Source organism: Mesorhizobium sp. M7A.F.Ca.AU.001.01.1.1 (genome assembly GCF_004022735.1).
In the GTDB taxonomy this organism is placed as follows: domain Bacteria; phylum Pseudomonadota; class Alphaproteobacteria; order Rhizobiales; family Rhizobiaceae; genus Mesorhizobium; species Mesorhizobium ciceri.
In genome coordinates this window covers 1-16,816 of sequence record NZ_RZPF01000028.1, presented here as the reverse complement: position 1 = coordinate 16,816, position 16,816 = coordinate 1, and the positions used below count along the sequence as shown (strand labels likewise).

General features: G+C 64.5%; 18 protein-coding genes. 14 read left to right on the top strand and 4 right to left on the bottom strand.

Going from position 1 to position 16,816, the window contains the following annotated elements:
* The 6 genes from EN884_RS03505 to EN884_RS03480 all read left to right on the top strand — a co-directional run.
* The coding region (locus tag EN884_RS03505; protein ID WP_164894918.1) for a hypothetical protein at nt 1–97 on the top strand (97 nt) is incomplete at its 5' end.
* 41 nt (nt 98–138) lie between these two features.
* Complete coding sequence (locus EN884_RS03500; protein ID WP_063170112.1) at nt 139–1,305, top strand: ABC transporter substrate-binding protein; 1,167 nt, start codon at nt 139–141, stop codon at nt 1,303–1,305.
* A gap of 4 nt (nt 1,306–1,309) precedes the next feature.
* Nucleotides 1,310–2,014: an ABC transporter ATP-binding protein gene (locus EN884_RS03495; protein WP_063170113.1), complete on the top strand. Its 705-nt coding sequence runs from the start codon at nt 1,310–1,312 to the stop codon at nt 2,012–2,014.
* 5 nt (nt 2,015–2,019) lie between these two features.
* Entirely contained in the window at nt 2,020–2,901 is an 882-nt protein-coding gene (locus tag EN884_RS03490; protein WP_027035600.1) for a branched-chain amino acid ABC transporter permease, read from the top strand.
* Between the two features lie 4 nt (nt 2,902–2,905).
* Nucleotides 2,906–3,535 (top strand): FMN-binding negative transcriptional regulator, encoded by a 630-nt coding sequence (locus tag EN884_RS03485; protein ID WP_063170114.1) that lies wholly within the window; start codon nt 2,906–2,908, stop codon nt 3,533–3,535.
* 29 nt (nt 3,536–3,564) lie between these two features.
* Nucleotides 3,565–4,611, top strand: coding sequence for an ornithine cyclodeaminase (locus EN884_RS03480; protein ID WP_063170115.1), 1,047 nt, complete (start codon nt 3,565–3,567; stop codon nt 4,609–4,611).
* Between the two features lie 12 nt (nt 4,612–4,623).
* On the opposite strand, the gene EN884_RS03475 is transcribed toward EN884_RS03480, so the two are convergent.
* From EN884_RS03475 to EN884_RS03460, 4 genes are all read right to left on the bottom strand, one after another.
* Entirely contained in the window at nt 4,624–5,727 is a 1,104-nt protein-coding gene (locus tag EN884_RS03475; protein ID WP_063170116.1) for an alcohol dehydrogenase family protein, read from the bottom strand.
* A gap of 8 nt (nt 5,728–5,735) precedes the next feature.
* Complete coding sequence (locus EN884_RS03470; protein WP_063170117.1) at nt 5,736–7,115, bottom strand: aspartate aminotransferase family protein; 1,380 nt, start codon at nt 7,113–7,115, stop codon at nt 5,736–5,738.
* A 32-nt stretch (nt 7,116–7,147) separates the two neighbouring features.
* The gene (locus EN884_RS03465) at nt 7,148–8,641 is read right to left on the bottom strand and encodes an NAD-dependent succinate-semialdehyde dehydrogenase (protein ID WP_063170118.1); all 1,494 of its coding nucleotides are present in this window, start codon (nt 8,639–8,641) and stop codon (nt 7,148–7,150) included.
* Nucleotides 8,642–8,771: 130 nt separating this feature from the next.
* Nucleotides 8,772–9,263, bottom strand: coding sequence for an Lrp/AsnC family transcriptional regulator (locus tag EN884_RS03460; RefSeq protein ID WP_013530324.1), 492 nt, complete (start codon nt 9,261–9,263; stop codon nt 8,772–8,774).
* 82 nt (nt 9,264–9,345) lie between these two features.
* Between EN884_RS03460 and EN884_RS03455 the strand changes: the two genes are divergently transcribed.
* The 8 genes from EN884_RS03455 to eutC form a co-directional block, all read left to right on the top strand.
* Nucleotides 9,346–10,731 carry a PLP-dependent aminotransferase family protein gene (locus EN884_RS03455; RefSeq protein WP_013530325.1) on the top strand — a complete coding sequence of 462 codons (1,386 nt, stop codon included), beginning with the start codon at nt 9,346–9,348 and terminating at the stop codon, nt 10,729–10,731.
* Nucleotides 10,732–10,857: 126 nt separating this feature from the next.
* Complete coding sequence (ehuA, locus tag EN884_RS03450) at nt 10,858–11,649, top strand: ectoine/hydroxyectoine ABC transporter ATP-binding protein EhuA (RefSeq protein ID WP_063170119.1); 792 nt, start codon at nt 10,858–10,860, stop codon at nt 11,647–11,649.
* Nucleotides 11,650–11,736: 87 nt separating this feature from the next.
* The gene (gene ehuB, locus EN884_RS03445; RefSeq protein ID WP_013530327.1) at nt 11,737–12,588 is read left to right on the top strand and encodes an ectoine/hydroxyectoine ABC transporter substrate-binding protein EhuB; all 852 of its coding nucleotides are present in this window, start codon (nt 11,737–11,739) and stop codon (nt 12,586–12,588) included.
* A 157-nt stretch (nt 12,589–12,745) separates the two neighbouring features.
* Nucleotides 12,746–13,405: an ectoine/hydroxyectoine ABC transporter permease subunit EhuC gene (ehuC, locus tag EN884_RS03440; protein WP_013530328.1), complete on the top strand. Its 660-nt coding sequence runs from the start codon at nt 12,746–12,748 to the stop codon at nt 13,403–13,405.
* Nucleotides 13,406–13,439: 34 nt separating this feature from the next.
* A complete protein-coding gene (ehuD, locus tag EN884_RS03435) occupies nt 13,440–14,099 on the top strand; it encodes an ectoine/hydroxyectoine ABC transporter permease subunit EhuD (RefSeq protein ID WP_013530329.1) in 660 nt (219 codons plus the stop codon).
* A gap of 3 nt (nt 14,100–14,102) precedes the next feature.
* Nucleotides 14,103–14,879 (top strand): ectoine utilization protein EutA, encoded by a 777-nt coding sequence (gene eutA, locus EN884_RS03430; protein ID WP_063170120.1) that lies wholly within the window; start codon nt 14,103–14,105, stop codon nt 14,877–14,879.
* 9 nt (nt 14,880–14,888) lie between these two features.
* Nucleotides 14,889–15,881: a hydroxyectoine utilization dehydratase EutB gene (gene eutB, locus EN884_RS03425; protein WP_164745816.1), complete on the top strand. Its 993-nt coding sequence runs from the start codon at nt 14,889–14,891 to the stop codon at nt 15,879–15,881.
* The coding region (gene eutC / locus EN884_RS03420; protein ID WP_128360469.1) for an ectoine utilization protein EutC at nt 15,878–16,816 on the top strand (939 nt) is incomplete at its 3' end. The genes eutB and eutC, both read left to right, overlap by 4 nt.

The following is a 16,816-nucleotide window of genomic DNA, read 5'->3' as shown; positions in this document are numbered from 1 at the left end:
GGGCGACGTTCAAAAGAACCCCGCCGTGATCGCCGCCTATCTCGGCAGCCGCACGGCGCTCGCCAAGACCGCAACGCCTGAAAACCAGACCGCATAGACCGCAACGACCAACGACAAAAATCCAGAAGGAGAACCGACATGCCAAGCCTCTATCGCCTCCATCGCGCCGCCTTCTGCGCTGCCGTGTTCGGCATCGCCACCATTTCGACGGCCAGCGCCGAGGAGATCATCATCGGTGCCGCGACCGCGCAGACAGGCGGTCTTGCCCCTTACGACCAGCCGGCACTTGCCGGCCTGCGCATGTCGCTCGACGAACTCAACGCCAAGGGCGGGTTCGGCGGCAAATACACCGTCAAGCTGCTGATCAAGGACACCCGCTCCGACACCGCGCAGACCGCCACGGTCGCGCAGGAGCTGATCGATGCCGGCGCCAAGATCATGATCACGCCGTGCGATGCCGATCCCTCGATTTCCGCCGGCCAGCTGACCCAGCCTCTCGGCATTCCGACCCTGACGCTGTGCGGCTCCGCCCCGGTGCTCACCGGCGCGGTCGGCGATGTCATGTTCGGCACCTATCCCGCCGACAATGTACAGGCGACGGCGGTTGCCGACTTCGCCGTCTCCGAAGGCAAGAAGAAGGTGTTCCTGCTGACCTCGCCGGACTCCACCTACACCGCCAATCTGCCGGAATATTTCGGCAAGGTGTTCGAGAAGAAGGGCGGCACCATTGTCGGCCGCGGCACTTTCAGCATGGGCCAGCCCGACTTTTCCGCCGAGATCACCAACATCAAGGGCTTGGCCGATAAGCCCGACCTGATCATGACGGCGGCCTATGAGCCCGATTTCCCAGCCTTCATCCAGCAATTGCGCGGCGCCGGCGTCACCATCCCGGTCTATGGAGCCGATGCCATCGGTACGCCGACCATCAAGGCGCTCGGCAAATTGGTCGACGGCGTCGTCTACACCGCGGCCGGCTATGCCGAGCCGGGCAGCAAGCTCGAAGCCTTCAACGCCGCCTTCACCAAATATGCCGGCCATGCGCCGGAATCGACCTATGAGGTCAATGGCTACGAGATCGGCCTGATCCTCGACCAGGCGGTCAAGACGGCCGGCTCCGACGACCCGAAGGCGATCCGCGACGCCATCGCCGGCCTCAAGGATTTCGAGGGCATCACCGGCAAGATCACCTATGCCGGCACCGACCGCATGCCGCTGCGGCCAGTGGCGCTGATGCGCTACGAGGGCGGCGAAGGCAAGCATGTCGAGACCCTGATCCCCGAAGCCGCCGACGTTCCGGCGCCGTGATGTCATGCTGAGCGTCGAAGCCCTGAAAATCCGGTACGGCGAGGTCGAGGCGGTGCGCCGCGTCGACCTCGCCGTCGACAGCGGCGAGATCATCGCCCTGGTCGGCGCCAACGGTGCCGGCAAGAGCTCGACGCTCGGCGCCGTCGCCGGGCTGGTGCCGGCGGCATCGGGCAAGGTGGTCTTCGACGGTGTCGACATCACCGGCCTGGCGCCGGAGGCGATCGCCCGCAAGGGCGTCGCGCTGGTTCCGGAAGGCCGCCGCATCTTCGCCAGCCTGACGGTGGCCGACAATCTGCGTCTCGGCGGCGCGGTGCATCAGCCGGCGGCCGAGGCGCGGCTGCGCGAAGAGGAGATGCTGGAGCTGTTCCCGATCCTGCGCCGCTACCACCGCGTCAAGGGCGGCAATCTGTCGGGCGGCGAACAGCAGATGCTGGCCATCGCCCGCGCGCTGATGGGCAAGCCGCGCATGATCCTGCTCGACGAGCCCTCGCTCGGCCTTGCCCCGCAACTGATCGACACCGTCTTCGACCTGATCGCCGAACTGCGCCGCAAGGGCCTGACCATCCTTCTGGTCGAACAGAATGTGGCGCTGGCGCTCGAAATCGCCGACCGCGCCGTCGTGCTCGCCAATGGCGAAGTGGTGCTGTCGGGCAGGGCAAAAGAACTCGCCTCTTCGGACCTCGTCCGCCAGGCCTATCTAGGAGCTTAAGAAGCATGATCGCGCAGCAGATCATCAATGCGGTGAGCCTCGGCGGCGTCTATGCGCTGCTGGCGCTCGGGCTGGCGATCGTCTTTTCCATCGTCGGCCTGATCAACTTCGCCCATGGCGAACTGATGACGCTGTCGGGCTATGCGCTGCTGGCCTCGCTGGTGCTTGGCTTTCCGTTCCCGGTGGCGGTGCTTGTCGCCGTGTCCTGCGGCGCGCTCGCCGCTGTCGCCATGGAGCGCATCGCGTTCAGGCCGATGCGCGGCGCCAGCGTCACCAGTCTGTTGCTGACCAGCTTCGCTGTCTCCAGCCTGCTGAAGGTCGTCTTCCAGAACGGCATTTCGGCGCGGCCGCAGGCTGTCGCCATGCCTGGCTGGATGACCGGCGCTTTCTCCTTCGGCGATTTCACCATCGGCGTCGGTCCCAGCATCTCCATCGTCGTCTCCGCACTGGCGCTGATTGCGCTGGAAGTCTTCCTGCGCCGCTCGGTGACCGGGACGGCGATGCGTGCCGCAGCGGAGGATTTCGACGTCGTGCGCCTGATGGGCATTCCGGCCAGCCGCATCATCGCCACCGCCTTCCTGCTCTCCGGCCTGCTCGCCGGGCTGGCGGCCATGCTGTGGGTGGCGCAGCGTGCCTCGGTCGACCCGCTGATGGGTTTCACGCCGGTGCTGAAGGCGTTTATCGCCGCCGTCGTCGGCGGGCTCGGCAGCTTGCCCGGTGCTGTCGCCGGCGGCTTCCTGCTCGGCATCATCGAGGTGCTGCTGCAAGCGACATTGCCGGGAGCGATCGCGCCCTATCGCGACGCCATCGTGCTGTCGGGCGTCATCGCCGTGCTGCTGGTTCGCCCGCAAGGCCTGATCCCGGCGGTTCGCGCCCAGCGAAGCTGACCTGATGTATACCAAGCCCGAGTTCGCGCCACTGTCGCGCGACGAGGTGTTCGGCCTGATCGAGGCCGCGGCCTTTGCCACGGTGGTGACAGCGGGACCGCAGGGCCTTGTCGTCTCTCATCTTCCCTTCGTGCTCGATCGCGCGCGGGGTGAAAACGGAACGCTGATCTCGCATCTCGCCCGGGCCAATCCGCACAGCACCTTGATCAGCGAAGGCAGGGAGACGATCACTGTCTTCCACAGCCCGCATGGCTACATCTCGCCGTCCTGGTATCCGCGCAATCCGGTGCGCGACAGCGCGCCGACCTGGAACTTTGCCGTCGTGCATTGTCATGGGCATCCGGTGCCGCTCGACGATCACGGCACCGCCCGGCATCTCCTGCAGCTTGTCGACGTGCTGGAGAAGGATCGCGACGATCGCTGGGGCATGCGTGAGCTCGGACCAGGCGGCATGGAGCGGCGCATACCTGGTATCATAGGGTTTGACCTGCCGATCGGGCGGCTCGAAGCCAAGTTCAAGATGGGCCAGGATGAGCGCCTCTACGACACAGGCGGAGCCATCAGGGTGCTGGAGCAAAACGATCCGGCGCTGGCAACAATGATGAAGGCACACAACGCGCATCGCCAGGACTGAGCGCCTGCATGCGGCAAGGATAAGAAAAAATGATCCCCAATCTCAACATCGTGCCCTTCGTCAGCGTCGATCATATGATGAAGCTGGTGCTGAAGATCGGCGTCGAACGCTTCCTCGTCGAACTCGCCGGCTACATCGAGAATGATTTCCGCCGCTGGGAGCTGTTCGACAAGACGCCGCGCGTCGCCTCGCACAGCGCCGAGGGTATCATCGAACTGATGCCGACCAGCGACGGCGAAGTCTACGGCTTCAAATATGTCAACGGCCATCCCAAGAACATGCGCGAGGGACGCCAGACCGTGACCGCCTTCGGCATGCTCGCCGACGTCCACAATGGCTACCCGGTATTGCTGTCCGAAATGACCATCCTGACGGCGCTGCGCACGGCGGCGATGTCGGCTCTGGCCGCCAAGTACCTGGCGCCGGCCGGCTCCAGCTGCATGGCGCTGATCGGCAACGGCGCCCAGGCCGAATTCCAGGCGGTGGCCTTCAAGGCGCTGCTCGGCGTCGACAGGCTGAGGCTTTACGATATCGACCGCTCGGCCACCGAAAAATGCATCCGTAATCTCGCCGGTCTCGGCTTCGACATGGTCGCCTGCGGCACCGCGCAGGAGGCGGTCGAGGGGGCTGACATCATCACCACCGTCACCGCCGACAAGCAGTACGCCACCATCCTCACAGACAACATGGTCGGCTCCGGCGTGCACATCAACGCGGTCGGCGGCGACTGTCCCGGCAAGACCGAATTGCATCGCGATATCCTGCTGCGCTCAGACATCTTCGTCGAATACCCGCCGCAGACCCGCATCGAGGGCGAGATCCAGCAGCTTGCGCCGGATCATGAGGTGATCGAGTTGTGGCAGGTGATGTCAGGCGCCGTGCAAGGCCGGCGCGATTCCGGCCAGATCACGCTGTTCGATTCGGTCGGCTTCGCCATCGAGGATTTTTCGGCGCTGCGCTATGTCAGGGATCAGCTGAAGTCGACCGGCCTCTACCAGGAACTCGACATGCTGGCCGACCCCGACGAACCGCGCGACCTGTTCGGCATGCTGTTGAGGGCGGCCCAGCAGGGTTGAGGCATAGAGTGTTCAGCCAGCCGAACCCCACATGGCATCCGGCACCACCACCAGCTTGCCGACGAAATCCTTGGCAATGAAATCCGCCTGCGCATGGTGGAAATCGGAGAGCTTGTAGACGCCACCGACCAGCGGCCGGATTTTCTTCGCCTCGATGTAACCAACGATGCGACGGAAATCCGCGCGCGTGCCCTGGCTCGAACCATGCAACTGCAACTGCTTGAGATACATGGTCCTGAGATCGAGTTGCACGACCGGACCGGCAATCGCGCCGGCGGTCGTGTAGCGGCCTTCGGGCCTGAGAATACGCAAGAGGTCGTTGAAGATCGCGCCGCCGACCAGGTCGGCCACCACGTCGATCGGTTGGCCGCCGGTCGCTTCAATCACGGCTTGCGGCAGGTCTGCGACGCCACGGGTGATGACCGCCTCGGCGCCGATGTCCAGCACCGCCTGTTCCTTGCCCTTGCCGACGACGGCATAGGGAATGGCGCCGCGCGCCCGTGCCAGTTGCACGATGCCGGAACCGACGCCGCCCGAGGCGCCGGTGACCAGCACGCGCTCGCCGGCCTTCAAGCCGGCGCGCTCCAGCATCTGTTCGCCGGTCAGGTAAGCGCAGCAGAAGGTGGCGAGTTCGACGTCGCTCATGTCGGTATCGACGACATGCGTATTCTCGGCCGGCACGGCCTGGTATTCGGCGTAGCCGCCGTCGCGGCCATGGCCCATATAGTCGATGTCGGCGAGCGAATCGTCGTCGCGATTGTAGATGGAGAAATCGACCATCACCCGTTCGCCGATACGCTCCGGCGACACGCCTTCGCCGACGGCGGCGATGGTACCGACGGTGTCGGTGCCCTGGATGCGCGGGAAAACAAGCGTGTTGCCCTGGCGCCGCCATGTCGACACGGCGGCAGCGTCCTCCTCCGTGCCATAGGCGCCCTGGCGCACCCAGACATCGGTGTTGTTCATGCCGCAAGCGCTGACCTTGACCAGCACTTCACCTGGCGCAGGCGCGGGCACTTTCACATCGCTGCGGTAGACGAGTTTTTCCGGCCCGCCGTGCCCGACAAGCAGCACGGCGGCCATGGTGGCGGGGAGGGTTCTGGTCATGGCATTCATAGTCGATCTCAGAGATTGGCAAACACGCTCTTGACCGCATCGGCGGTCTTCGACACGACGATGTCGGCTTCCTCGCGGGTCAGGCAGAGCGGCGGCGCGAAGCCAAGAATGTCGCCCTGCGGCATGGCGCGGCCGATGACGCCGCTTGCGGCAAGCGCTGTCGCCACCTGCGGTCCGATCTTCTGCGAAGCGTCGAAGAACACCCGGTCGTCCTTGTCGGCAACGAATTCCACCGCTGCCAGCATGCCGTCGCCGCGGACGTCACCGACATTCTTGTGGCCGCCGACCGCCTTGGCCAGCTCGGCGCGGAAATAGGCGCCGGTCTCCTTGGCATTTGTCACAAGATCCATCTCGTCGATCAGCTCGAGATTGGCGACGCCGGCGGCAACGCAGATCGGATGTGCCGAATAGGTCCAGCCATGGCCGAGCGAACCGAGCTTGTCGGAGCCCTCAACCAGCACCTGCCACATCTTGTCGGCGACGATGACGCCCGACAGCGGCGCATAGGCCGAGGTCAGGCCCTTGGCGATGGTGATCAGGTCCGGCTTGATGCCGTAATGGTCGGAGCCGAACATGGTGCCCAGTCGGCCGAAGCCCGTCACCACTTCGTCGGCGACCAGAAGCACGTCGTACTTCTTCAACACCGCCTGGATCTTTTCCCAATAGCCGGCCGGCGGCGGCACGATGCCGCCAGTGCCGAGGATCGGCTCGCCGATGAAGGCAGCGACGGTTTCCGGGCCTTCGGCCAGGATCATCTCCTCGAGCTTGTCGGCACAATGCTGCGAAAACTGCTCCTCGCTCATCGAACGGTCGGCGCGGCGGAAGTAGTAGGGTGCCTCGGTGTGCAGGATCGGCGCGCGCGGCAGGTCGAAGGCGTTGTGGAACAGGTCGAGCCCGGTCAGCGATCCCGTCATCACGCCCGAGCCGTGATAGCCGCGCCAGCGCGAAATGATCTTCTTCTTCTCCGGCCGGCCGAGCACGTTGTTGTAGTACCAGATCAGCTTGATGTTGGTTTCGTTGGCATCCGAACCGGAGAGGCCGAAATAGACCCGCGACATGCCCTGCGGCGCGCGATCGATGATCATCTTGGCCAGCGTGATCGAGGCCTCGGTACCGTGGCCGACATAGGCGTGGTAATAGGCGAGGTTCTTCGCCTGGGCGGCGATGGCGTCAGCGATCTTCTGGCGGCCGTAGCCGACATTGACGCAATAGAGCCCGGCGAAGGCATCGAGGCTCTTCCTGCCATTGTTGTCCCACACGGTGACGCCTTCACCGCCGGCCATGATGCGTGTCGGGCTTTCGCCCCGCGCGTGCGTGCCCATATGGGTCGAGGGATGGAAGAAGTGGTCGCGATCCCAGGCGGCGAGTTCGTTGGACTGGTCGAGCATTTTTTAACTCCTTGAGGGATGGCAGGACGAACCTAGGCGACGTCCAGACAGAGATACTTCAGATCGGTGAAGGCTTCGAGCCCGTGGCGCGAGCCTTCGCGCCCGATGCCCGATTGCTTGACGCCGCCGAACGGGATCGGCGCGCCGGTGATCTTGACGCGGTTGATGGCGACCATGCCGTAGTCGAGCGCGCGGCCCATGCGCTGCTGCCGGCCACCATTCTCGGTCACGACATAGGCGACGAGGCCATACTCGGTGGCGTTGGCGCGGGCAATCACGTCATCCTCGCTGTCGAACGGCGTCACGGCGGCAACCGGGCCAAACGTCTCCTCGCGCATGATCAGCGCTTCGTCACTGACATCGGCCAGCAGCGTCGGCTGGTAGAACAGCGGGCCGGCCTGGTGCCGTTTGCCCCCGGTGAGGCAGCGCGCGCCGTGAGCGATGGCATCGGCGACCTGTTCCTCCACCTTCTTGATGGCGCGCTCATGCATCAGCGGCCCGATGTCGATCTTCTCGGCTAGGCCATTGCCGGTCCGCAGCGTCTCGATGCGCTTGGCGAAGGCGGCGCAGAACCGATCGTAGATCGGACGCTGGACGTAGATGCGGTTGGCGGCGAGGCAGTCCTGGCCCGACGTGGCGAATTTGGCGTCGATGGCGATATCAACCGCTTTGTCCAGATCTGCATCGGCAAAGACGATCAGCGGGGCATGACCGCCAAGCTCCATCACCAGCCGCTTCATGGTCGGCGCGCTCTGGGCGGCGATCAGCCGGCCGATCTCGGTCGAGCCGGTGAAGCTCATGGCACGCACGCGCGGATCTTCGCACATCCGGCCGACGATCGTCGAAGCCTTGCCGGTGACGATGTTGAAGACGCCCACGGGCAGGCCGGCGCGTTCGCCGAGTTCGGCCAGCGCCAGCGCCGACAGCGGCGTTTCCGAGGACGGATGCGCGACGATGGTGCAGCCGGCGGCAAGGGCGGCGGCCGCCTTACGGGTCAGCATGGCCGACGGAAAATTCCACGGCGTGACAACGCCGACGACGCCGAGCGGCTCGCGCCGCACCATCATCTCGGCGTTCGGCAGATGGCTGGTGACGCTCTCGGCGTTCGGGCGTTTTGCTTCTTCGGCATACCATTCGACGAAGGAGGCGGCGTAGTCGATCTCGCCCAGCGATTCCTGCAGAGGCTTGCCCTGTTCAAGCGTCATCAGCAGAGCCAGATCATCCTTGGCGCCGACGATCAGCTCGAACCATTTTCGTAAAATTTTCGAGCGCTCCTGCGGCAACAGCGCCCGCCAGGCCGGGAAGGCGCGCGCCGCGGCATCGATCGCCTTTGTCGTCTGCCGGCCATCGAGCGCGGCGACGAAAGCGACGGTCGTGCCGGTGGCCGGATCGGTGACCTCGAAGCTTTCGGCAGCCTCGCTTGCGGTCCAGTGGCCATCGACATAGGCCAGTTCGCGCAGCAGCCGGCGGTCGGCGAGGCCGTCGAGCGCTTCATGGCGATGCGAGCGGGCGAAATGCGCGGACATGGTCAAAGCCTCCCGGTTCGGACTGATAAGGGAAGACTATCCGCCCGATGCAGATAGAGAGGCTGTTTGGAAGTCCTGACGTAGAGAGACTCTCTCTATCGGGTTGCCCGGCGAGAGAATCTCTCCGCTCCTATGACGACGCCGGCAAAAGCTCTGCGATGGGCAGCGCCACCTCGTCCTTCACGGTCTTGATGACGATGTAGGTGAAGTAACGATCGATGCCGATCTCGCGGTCCAGCAAGCCATCGACCAGCCGCTGATAGGCGTCGATGTCGCGCGCCATTACTTTCAACAGATAGTCGACGCCGCCGCCGACAGACCAGCAGGCGACGATCTCGGGAACATCGCGTATAACGCGCTCGAAGCGGTCGAAATCGGCCTGGCGGTGGTTTGCCAGCGTCACCTCCATCAGCACGGTGGCAACGGGTGCCACGACGCGCATGGCGATCCTGGCGTGATAGCCCGAGACGATGCCGGCCTTTTCCAGCTTGCGCAACCGCATCCAGCACGGCGTCGGAGACAGGCCGACCTGCTCGGCCAGCGCCAGCTTGGTGATGCGTCCGTCGCGCTGGATGGCGTCGAGGATTTTCAGGTCGATCGGGTCGAGTTTCGCTGATGTCATCAGGGCTCACTTTTTCGTCCGAGTACCATGACGGCGCATTATTTCGATTGTCAATTGCACTGATTTCGATCTCTAATAAGTCATGACATTGTGGCAACCCGATCCCGCGCTTATCCGGCGGCCGGCCTATCAGTCGCTGGCCGACCAGTTCGCGCGCGCCATCCATGACGGACGCCTTGCCAATGGCGCGCGGTTGCCGACCCATCGCAGGCTGGCCGACGACCTCAAGCTTTCGGTGCAGACGGTCAGCCGCGCCTATGAGGAACTGATCCGGCGCGGCCTGATTTCGGGCGAGATCGGCCGCGGCAGCTTCGTCCAGACGCAGCGCCGCGAGCCCGAGCCGCCCTATCTGCCGGAGCGGCTCGGTGAAGTCATCGACCTTTCGATCCTGAAACCGGTCTGCGAGCCGATGCATCTTGAGCGGCTGAAGCAGGCACTGGGATGGCTGGCTGAGAACCTGCCGTCGAGTTCAGCACTTTCGTTCCGGCCCAACATGGTGTTTCCCCGCCACCGCGCCGTCGCCGTCGAATGGTTGAGACTGTGCGGCCTCGATGCATCGCCGCAGAACGTCAGCCTGACCAACGGCGCCACCGCCGGCATGACAGTGGCGCTGATGAGCGTCGCGCCGCCGGGCTCTACGGTCGCCACGGAGGCGATCGGCCACCATACGCTGGTGCCGTTGGCACGCTATCTCGGCTTCAACCTGGAAGGCCTGCCGATCGACGACAACGGCCTGATTCCGGAAGCGCTGGACGAGGCCTGCCGGCTTTCCGACATCCGCGCGGTCTTCGTGCAGCCCTCGGTCATCAATCCGACGGCGACGCTGATGGATGCGCGGCGGCGAGAAGAGATCGCCGCGGTCGCGCGCAAGCACGATATCGCCATCATCGAGAACGATGTGCTGGGTCCGCTGGTCGAAGACCGGCCGCCGCCGGTTGCCGCGTTCGCGCCGGAGCGCACGCTCTACGTCACCTCCTTCACCAAGATCACCGTGCCCGGCCTGCGCATCGGCTATCTGGCCGCACCCGACCGCTACGTCGCCGCCGTCGCCAACCGGCATCTGGTTTCGAACTGGATGGCGACGCCGCTGGTGGCCGAGATCGCCACCAAATGGGTGACCGACGGCACGGCGATGGAGCTTGTCCACTGGCAGCGCGCGGCTTTGCGGCGCCGGCAGGATATTGCAGCGCAGGTGCTGGCGGGGGTCGACTATCGCGCCCGGCGAGACGGGCTGCATGTCTGGCTTCAACTGCCCGCGGACCGTGCCGAGGAAAGCTTTGTCGCCCAGGCCCGCCTGCAAGGCGTGGCTATCGCGCCCGGAACATCCTTCCGTATTTCGGGTGCGCCCTGGCACCCGGCGGTGCGTATCTCGCTGGGTTCGACCACCGAGGGGGAACTGCGCGCCGGCCTCGGCGTTGTCACCAAGCTGCTGCTTGGCGATCCGGAGCATCTGCTGCTCGCAATCTAGGTCCGGTTTGCCCGGAAATTGTGGGGAATCAGAATAATTGTCATGATATTATTTTCCCAATTGACATGATTTGGCGCGTTCCGCATCGTTAAGGGGCATAGGCTTCTCCAGCACGGGGAAATACATTTGTCCGCACCAGCGCCCATCATCAAGATCGACAGCATCTCGAAAAGCTTCGGCAGCTTCAAGGTGCTGGACGGCCTGTCGATGCAAGTCATGCCCGGCGAGAAGCTGGCACTGATCGGCCCATCGGGTTCGGGCAAGACGACGATCCTGCGCATCCTGATGACGCTGGAGCGCATCGATGGCGGTCATATCCAGATCGACGGCGAGCAGCTCTATCACATGGAGCGCAATGGCCAGCTGTTGCCCGCCGATGAGCGGCATCTGACAAGGATGCGCCAGAAGATCGGCATGGTGTTCCAGCTGTTCAACCTGTTTCCGCACAAGTGCGTCATGGACAATGTCACGCTGGCGCCGATGCTGACCAAGGGCACGCCGCGTGCCGCCGTCGAAAAGCGGGCGATGGAACTGCTCGAAATGGTCGGCATGGCCGACAAGGCCAAGAACATGCCGGCGCAGCTGTCCGGTGGACAGAAGCAACGCGTGGCGATCGCTCGGGCGCTGGCGCTGTCGCCGAAGATCATGCTGTTCGACGAGGTGACGTCGGCGCTCGATCCAGAGCTGGTCGAGGAGGTGATGAACGTCATGCGCAAGCTCGCCGCCGAGACCGACATGACCATGCTGCTGGTCACCCACGAGATGGGCTTTGCCCATGATTTCGCCGACCGGGTGCTGTTCTTCGATCGCGGCAGGATCGTCGAAGAAGGCAAACCGGACGAGATTTTCCGCAATCCCAAGCAGGAGCGCACGCAAGGTTTCCTGAAGAAGATCATCGCGGCCGGACATCGGGTCTGACCGCAATGCCCAGGGCGACGAAGTCGTCCCGAGGCGGCGAGGGCCGCCATGCAACAAAGCAAGACAAGAAACAAGGAGTTGGGAACAATGAACAAACTTGGCATTCTGGCCGGCGTTGCCGGTCTTGCACTGACGGCGGTGCTGGCCGCCTCGATCCCCGGTTCGGCCGATGACAGCAAGCTCGAGCAGCTCAAGGCGCAAGGTTTCGCCCGCCTCGCCATCGCCAACGAGCCGCCCTATACGGCGGTCGCCGCCGACGGCAAGGTTTCGGGTGCCGCGCCTGATGTGGCCCGCGAGATATTCAAGCGGCTCGGCGTCGCCGACGTTGCCGCTTCGATCTCCGAATATGGCGCCATGATCCCCGGCCTGCAGGCCGGTCGCTTCGATGTCGTCACCGCCGGCCTGTTCATGAAGCCGGAGCGCTGTGCTGCGGTCGCCTATTCGGAACCCGTGCTGTGCGACGCCGAGGCGATGCTGGTGAAGAAAGGCAATCCAAAGGGTTTCAAGAGCTATGAGGATGTCGCCAAGGATACGACTGCGACCATCGGCGCGCCGGGCGGCGGCACCGAGGAGAAGCTCGCGCTCAATGCCGGCGTGCCACGCGATCGCGTCATCGTCGTGCCGGATGGCCAGAGCGGCGTGAAGATGCTCCAGGATGGCCGCATCGACGCTTATTCGCTGCCCGTCCTGTCGATCAATGATCTGGTCAAGAAGGCCAACGATCCGAACCTCGAAGTCATCGCTCCGGTGCAGGGCGCACCGGTCTATTGCGACGGCGCCGCTTTCAAGAAGGGCGACGAGGCACTGCGCGACGCCTTCGATGTGGAACTGGCCAAGATGAAGAAATCGGGCGAGTTCGCCAAGATCATCGAGCCCTACGGCTTCTCGGCGGCAGCCGCGATGTCGACCAGCCGCGACAAGCTCTGCGCGGCGAAGTGATCCTTCCTTCTCCCCGTTCAACGGGGAGAAGGTGTCACGAAGTGACGGATGAGGGGCGGCGCCAAACCTTCGCAAGTTCGCGCCGCCCCTCATCTGCCTGCCGGCATCTTCTCCCCGTGAACGGGGAGAAGATGCTAAACCCAACGTTGGAAACCGAATGACCCAGTGGTCCGGCTATTTCGGCCTGATATTGCAGGGAGCGCTTGTCACCATCGAGCTGACGCTGATGGGGTCGGTGCTGGCGCTGATCATGGCCTTCCTCGCCGGCATGGGGCGCGTGTCGCGCTTCTTTGCGCTGCGTTGGTTGGCCACCGCCTACATCGAGTTCTTCCGCGGCACCTCGATCTTCGTGCAGTTGTTCTGGGCCTATTTCGTGCTGCCCTTCATCGGCATTTCGCTGACCCCGTTGCAGGCCGGCGTGCTGGCGCTCGGCCTCAATGTCGGCGCCTACGCCGCCGAAGTGGTGCGCGGTGCCATCCAGTCGATCGGCCGCGAACAGTATGAGGCCTGCACAGCGCTCAATCTCGGCCGCTGGCAAGGCATGCGCCACATCATCCTGCCACAGGCGCTGCTGGTGATGCTGCCGACCTTTGGCAACAATGCCATCGAATTGCTCAAGGCGACCGCCGTGGTGTCGCTGATCTCGCTCACCGACCTGACCTTCCAGGCGCAGGTGGTGCGCGCCCAGACCGGCAACACCCTGGTGCCGTTCACCACCATCCTGATCATCTATTTCATCCTCGCCCTGCTCATCTCGTGGGGCGTGCGCTCGCTGGAACGACGCATGGCGCGCGGCCTCGACGGGGTGCGTGCCTGATGGCCAACTCCCTTCTGATAAATTGGGCCTACTGATGGAATGGGATTGGAATTTCGTCTGGGAAATCATGCCAACGCTGATCCAGGGCGTGAAGATCACCATCCTGGCGACGCTGCTCGGCTCGGTGCTGGCGGCGATCGTCGGGCTTGGCATTGCGCTGGCGCGCCGCTCGCCCAACAAGGCGTTGTCGCGCACGGTCGGCTGGGCGGCTGAATTCATCCGCGGCACGCCGCTGCTGGTGCAGCTCTATTTCATCTTCTACGTGCTGCCCGACATCGGCATCCTGCTGCCGCCGCTGGTCGCCGGTGTCATCGGGCTCGGGCTGCATTACGGCACCTATACGGCCGAGGTCTATCGTGCCGGCATCGACAATGTGCCGCGCGGCCAATGGGAGGCCGCCAAGGCGTGCAATTTGAGCGCCAGTCAGACCTGGACCCACATCATCATTCCGCAGGCTATCCCACCGATGATTCCGGCGCTCGCCAATTACTTTATCGCCATGTTCAAGGAAACGCCGCTGCTGTCGGCGATCACCGTGCTGGAACTGATGAACCAGGCCAAAAGCGTCGCCAACACCTACTATCGCTATATCGAGCCGATCACCCTGGTCGGTGCTTTCTTCCTGGTCATCAGTCTGTTTTCGGTCGTGTTGCTGCGCTGGCTGGAACGCCGCTACGGCAAGATCGAGAGGTAACCGATGAAACCCTTGCCCGAGATCAAGGTGTATCCAAAACGGCCGGCACTGGATGCGCGTCCGCTGGAGCGGCGCATCGGCCTGATCATCCTGGCCACCGACCACACCAGCGAACCGGATTTCCGCCGCATGGTGGCGAGCGAACGCGTCGGCGTCTATGTCGCGCGCATTCCCTATGCCAACCCGACGACGCCCGAAAACCTGCGCAAGATGCAGCCGGCGCTGACGGCGGGCGCGGCCCTGATCCTGCCGGATGAGCCACTCGATGCCGTCTGCTATTCCTGCACTTCGGCCTCGGTGGTGATCGGCGATGCCGAGATCGAGGCGGCGATCCAGGTCGCAAAGCCCGGCGTGCCGGTAATCACCCCGCCGATGGCGGGCGTGCGCGGGCTGCGTGCGCTGGGCGCAAGCAAGATCAGCATCCTCACTCCCTACACGGTCGAGACATCCAGGCCGATGGCCGCCTATTTCGCGGCGCACGGCTTCGAGATCGCCAGCTTCACCTGCCTCGGTTTCGAGGACGACCGCGAGATGGCGCGCATCGCACCGGCGGCCCTCGTCGAACTGGCGCGTGAGGCGACCGACACCAGCGCCGATGCGCTGTTCGTCTCCTGCACGGCGCTGCGTAGCGCCCTCGCGGTCACCGGAATGGAAAAAACTATTGGACGTCCCGTGGTGACCAGCAACCAGGCGACCGCCTGGAATTGTCTGCGGCTGTGCGGAGATGACACGCCGCGTCCCGAATTCGGCCGTCTGATGACGCAGCCATTTGCCGCCTGATTGATGATCATGACACAGGTCACTCTTGAGCACATTCGCGCCGCGCATGAGCGCATTGCCGGCAAGGTCGAGCGCACGCCGACCGTGCTGTCCCAAAGTCTTTCCGAAGGGCTGGGCGTCCCCGTCCACCTCAAGCTCGAACACCGGCAGACCACCGGCAGCTTCAAGCTGCGCGGCGCCTCGAATGCCGTCGCTTCGCTCAGCACCGCGGAGAAGGCGCGTGGCGTGGTCGCGGCCTCGACCGGCAACCACGGCCGCGCGCTGGCGCATGCGGCGAAGCTTGAGGGCATGCGCGCGGTGATCTGCATGTCGCGGCTGGTGCCTGAAAACAAGCTCGACGAGATCCGCCGGCTGGGCGCGGAGGTTCGCATTATCGGCAACAGTCAGGACGATGCCCAGCAGGAGGTCGATCGGCTGGTGGCGCAAGAGGGGCTGGTTATGCTGCCGCCCTTCGACCATCCCGACATTGTCGCCGGGCAAGGCACGCTCGGGCTTGAGATGATCGAACAGGTCCCGGATGCTGCCCTCGTCCTGGTGCAGTTGTCGGGTGGCGGGCTCGCCTCAGGCGTTGCCGCGGCCATCAAAGGCGTCAGCCCCGGCACAAAGATCATCGGTGTCTCGATGGCTCGTGGCGCGGCGATGAAGGCCAGCCTCGATGCCGGCCGCCCGGTGCTGGTGGAGGAATTGCCGACGCTGGCGGATTCGCTCGGCGGCGGCATCGGCCTCGACAACCGGCTGACCTTCGCCATGTGCCGCGACCTGCTCGATGGTATCGTCCTGCTTAGCGAGGACGAGATCGCCGCCGGCATCCGTCACGCCTATGCGCGCGAACGCGAAATCGTCGAGGGCGCCGGCGCGGTCGGCATCGCCGCGCTGCTCGCCGGCAAGGTCAGGTCGGACGGGCCGGTGGTCGTGCTTCTCTCCGGCCGCAACATCGATATGGACGCGCACCGCAGGATCGTCTGCGGCGAGGCGCCATCGCTCAAGGAGCACGCCGCATGAGCCGGATGACGATCCTCACCGAACAAGAATTGCGCGCGATCGTGACACTCGATCTCGATGCAGTCGCCTGCGTCGAAAACGCCTTCCGTGCGCTTGCCACCCTGCCGGTGGCGATGCCGCCGATCCTGCGGCTCGACATTCCCGAGCATCGCGGCGAGGTCGACGTGAAGACCGCCTACGTGCCTGATATCGACGGTTTCGCCATCAAGATCAGCCCCGGCTTCTTCGACAATCCGAAGCTCGGCCTGCCCAGCGTCAACGGCATGATGGTGCTGCTGTCGTCCAAAACCGGGCTGGTCGAAGCACTGCTGCTCGACAACGGCTATCTCACGGATATCCGAACCGCTGCTGCCGGCGCCGTCGCCGCCAAACATCTGTCGCGGCAGGACTCGTCAGTTGCCGCGATCTTCGGCGCCGGCGTCCAGGCCGGGTTGCAATTGGAAGCCCTGATGCTGGTGCGGCCGATTTCCGAGGCGCGCATCTGGGCGCGCGATGTGGCAAAGGCCGAGGCAACCGCCGGAGCCCTGCGCGAAAAGCTCGGCATTCTCGTGCATGCCGAGCCCGACGCGGCAAACGCAGTTGTCGGCGCCGACATCATCGTCACCACCACGCCTTCGACCGAGCCGCTGATCAAGGCGGGTTTCGTTTCCGCCGGCCAGCACATCACGGCGATGGGCTCCGACGCCGAGCACAAGAACGAGATCGCGCCGGCAATCCTGCGCATGGCCGACCTCTATGTCGCCGACAGCGCCCGTCAGACGCGGCGGCTGGGTGAGCTGCATCACGCCATCGCGGCGGGCGTGATGGCCGCTGACGAAGAGGTGACCGAACTTGGCCAGATCATCGCCGGTAAACGGCATGGTCGGCGCTCGGCCAGCGACATCACCATCGCCGATCTGACCGGCACCGGCGTTCAGGATACGGCGATAGCTACG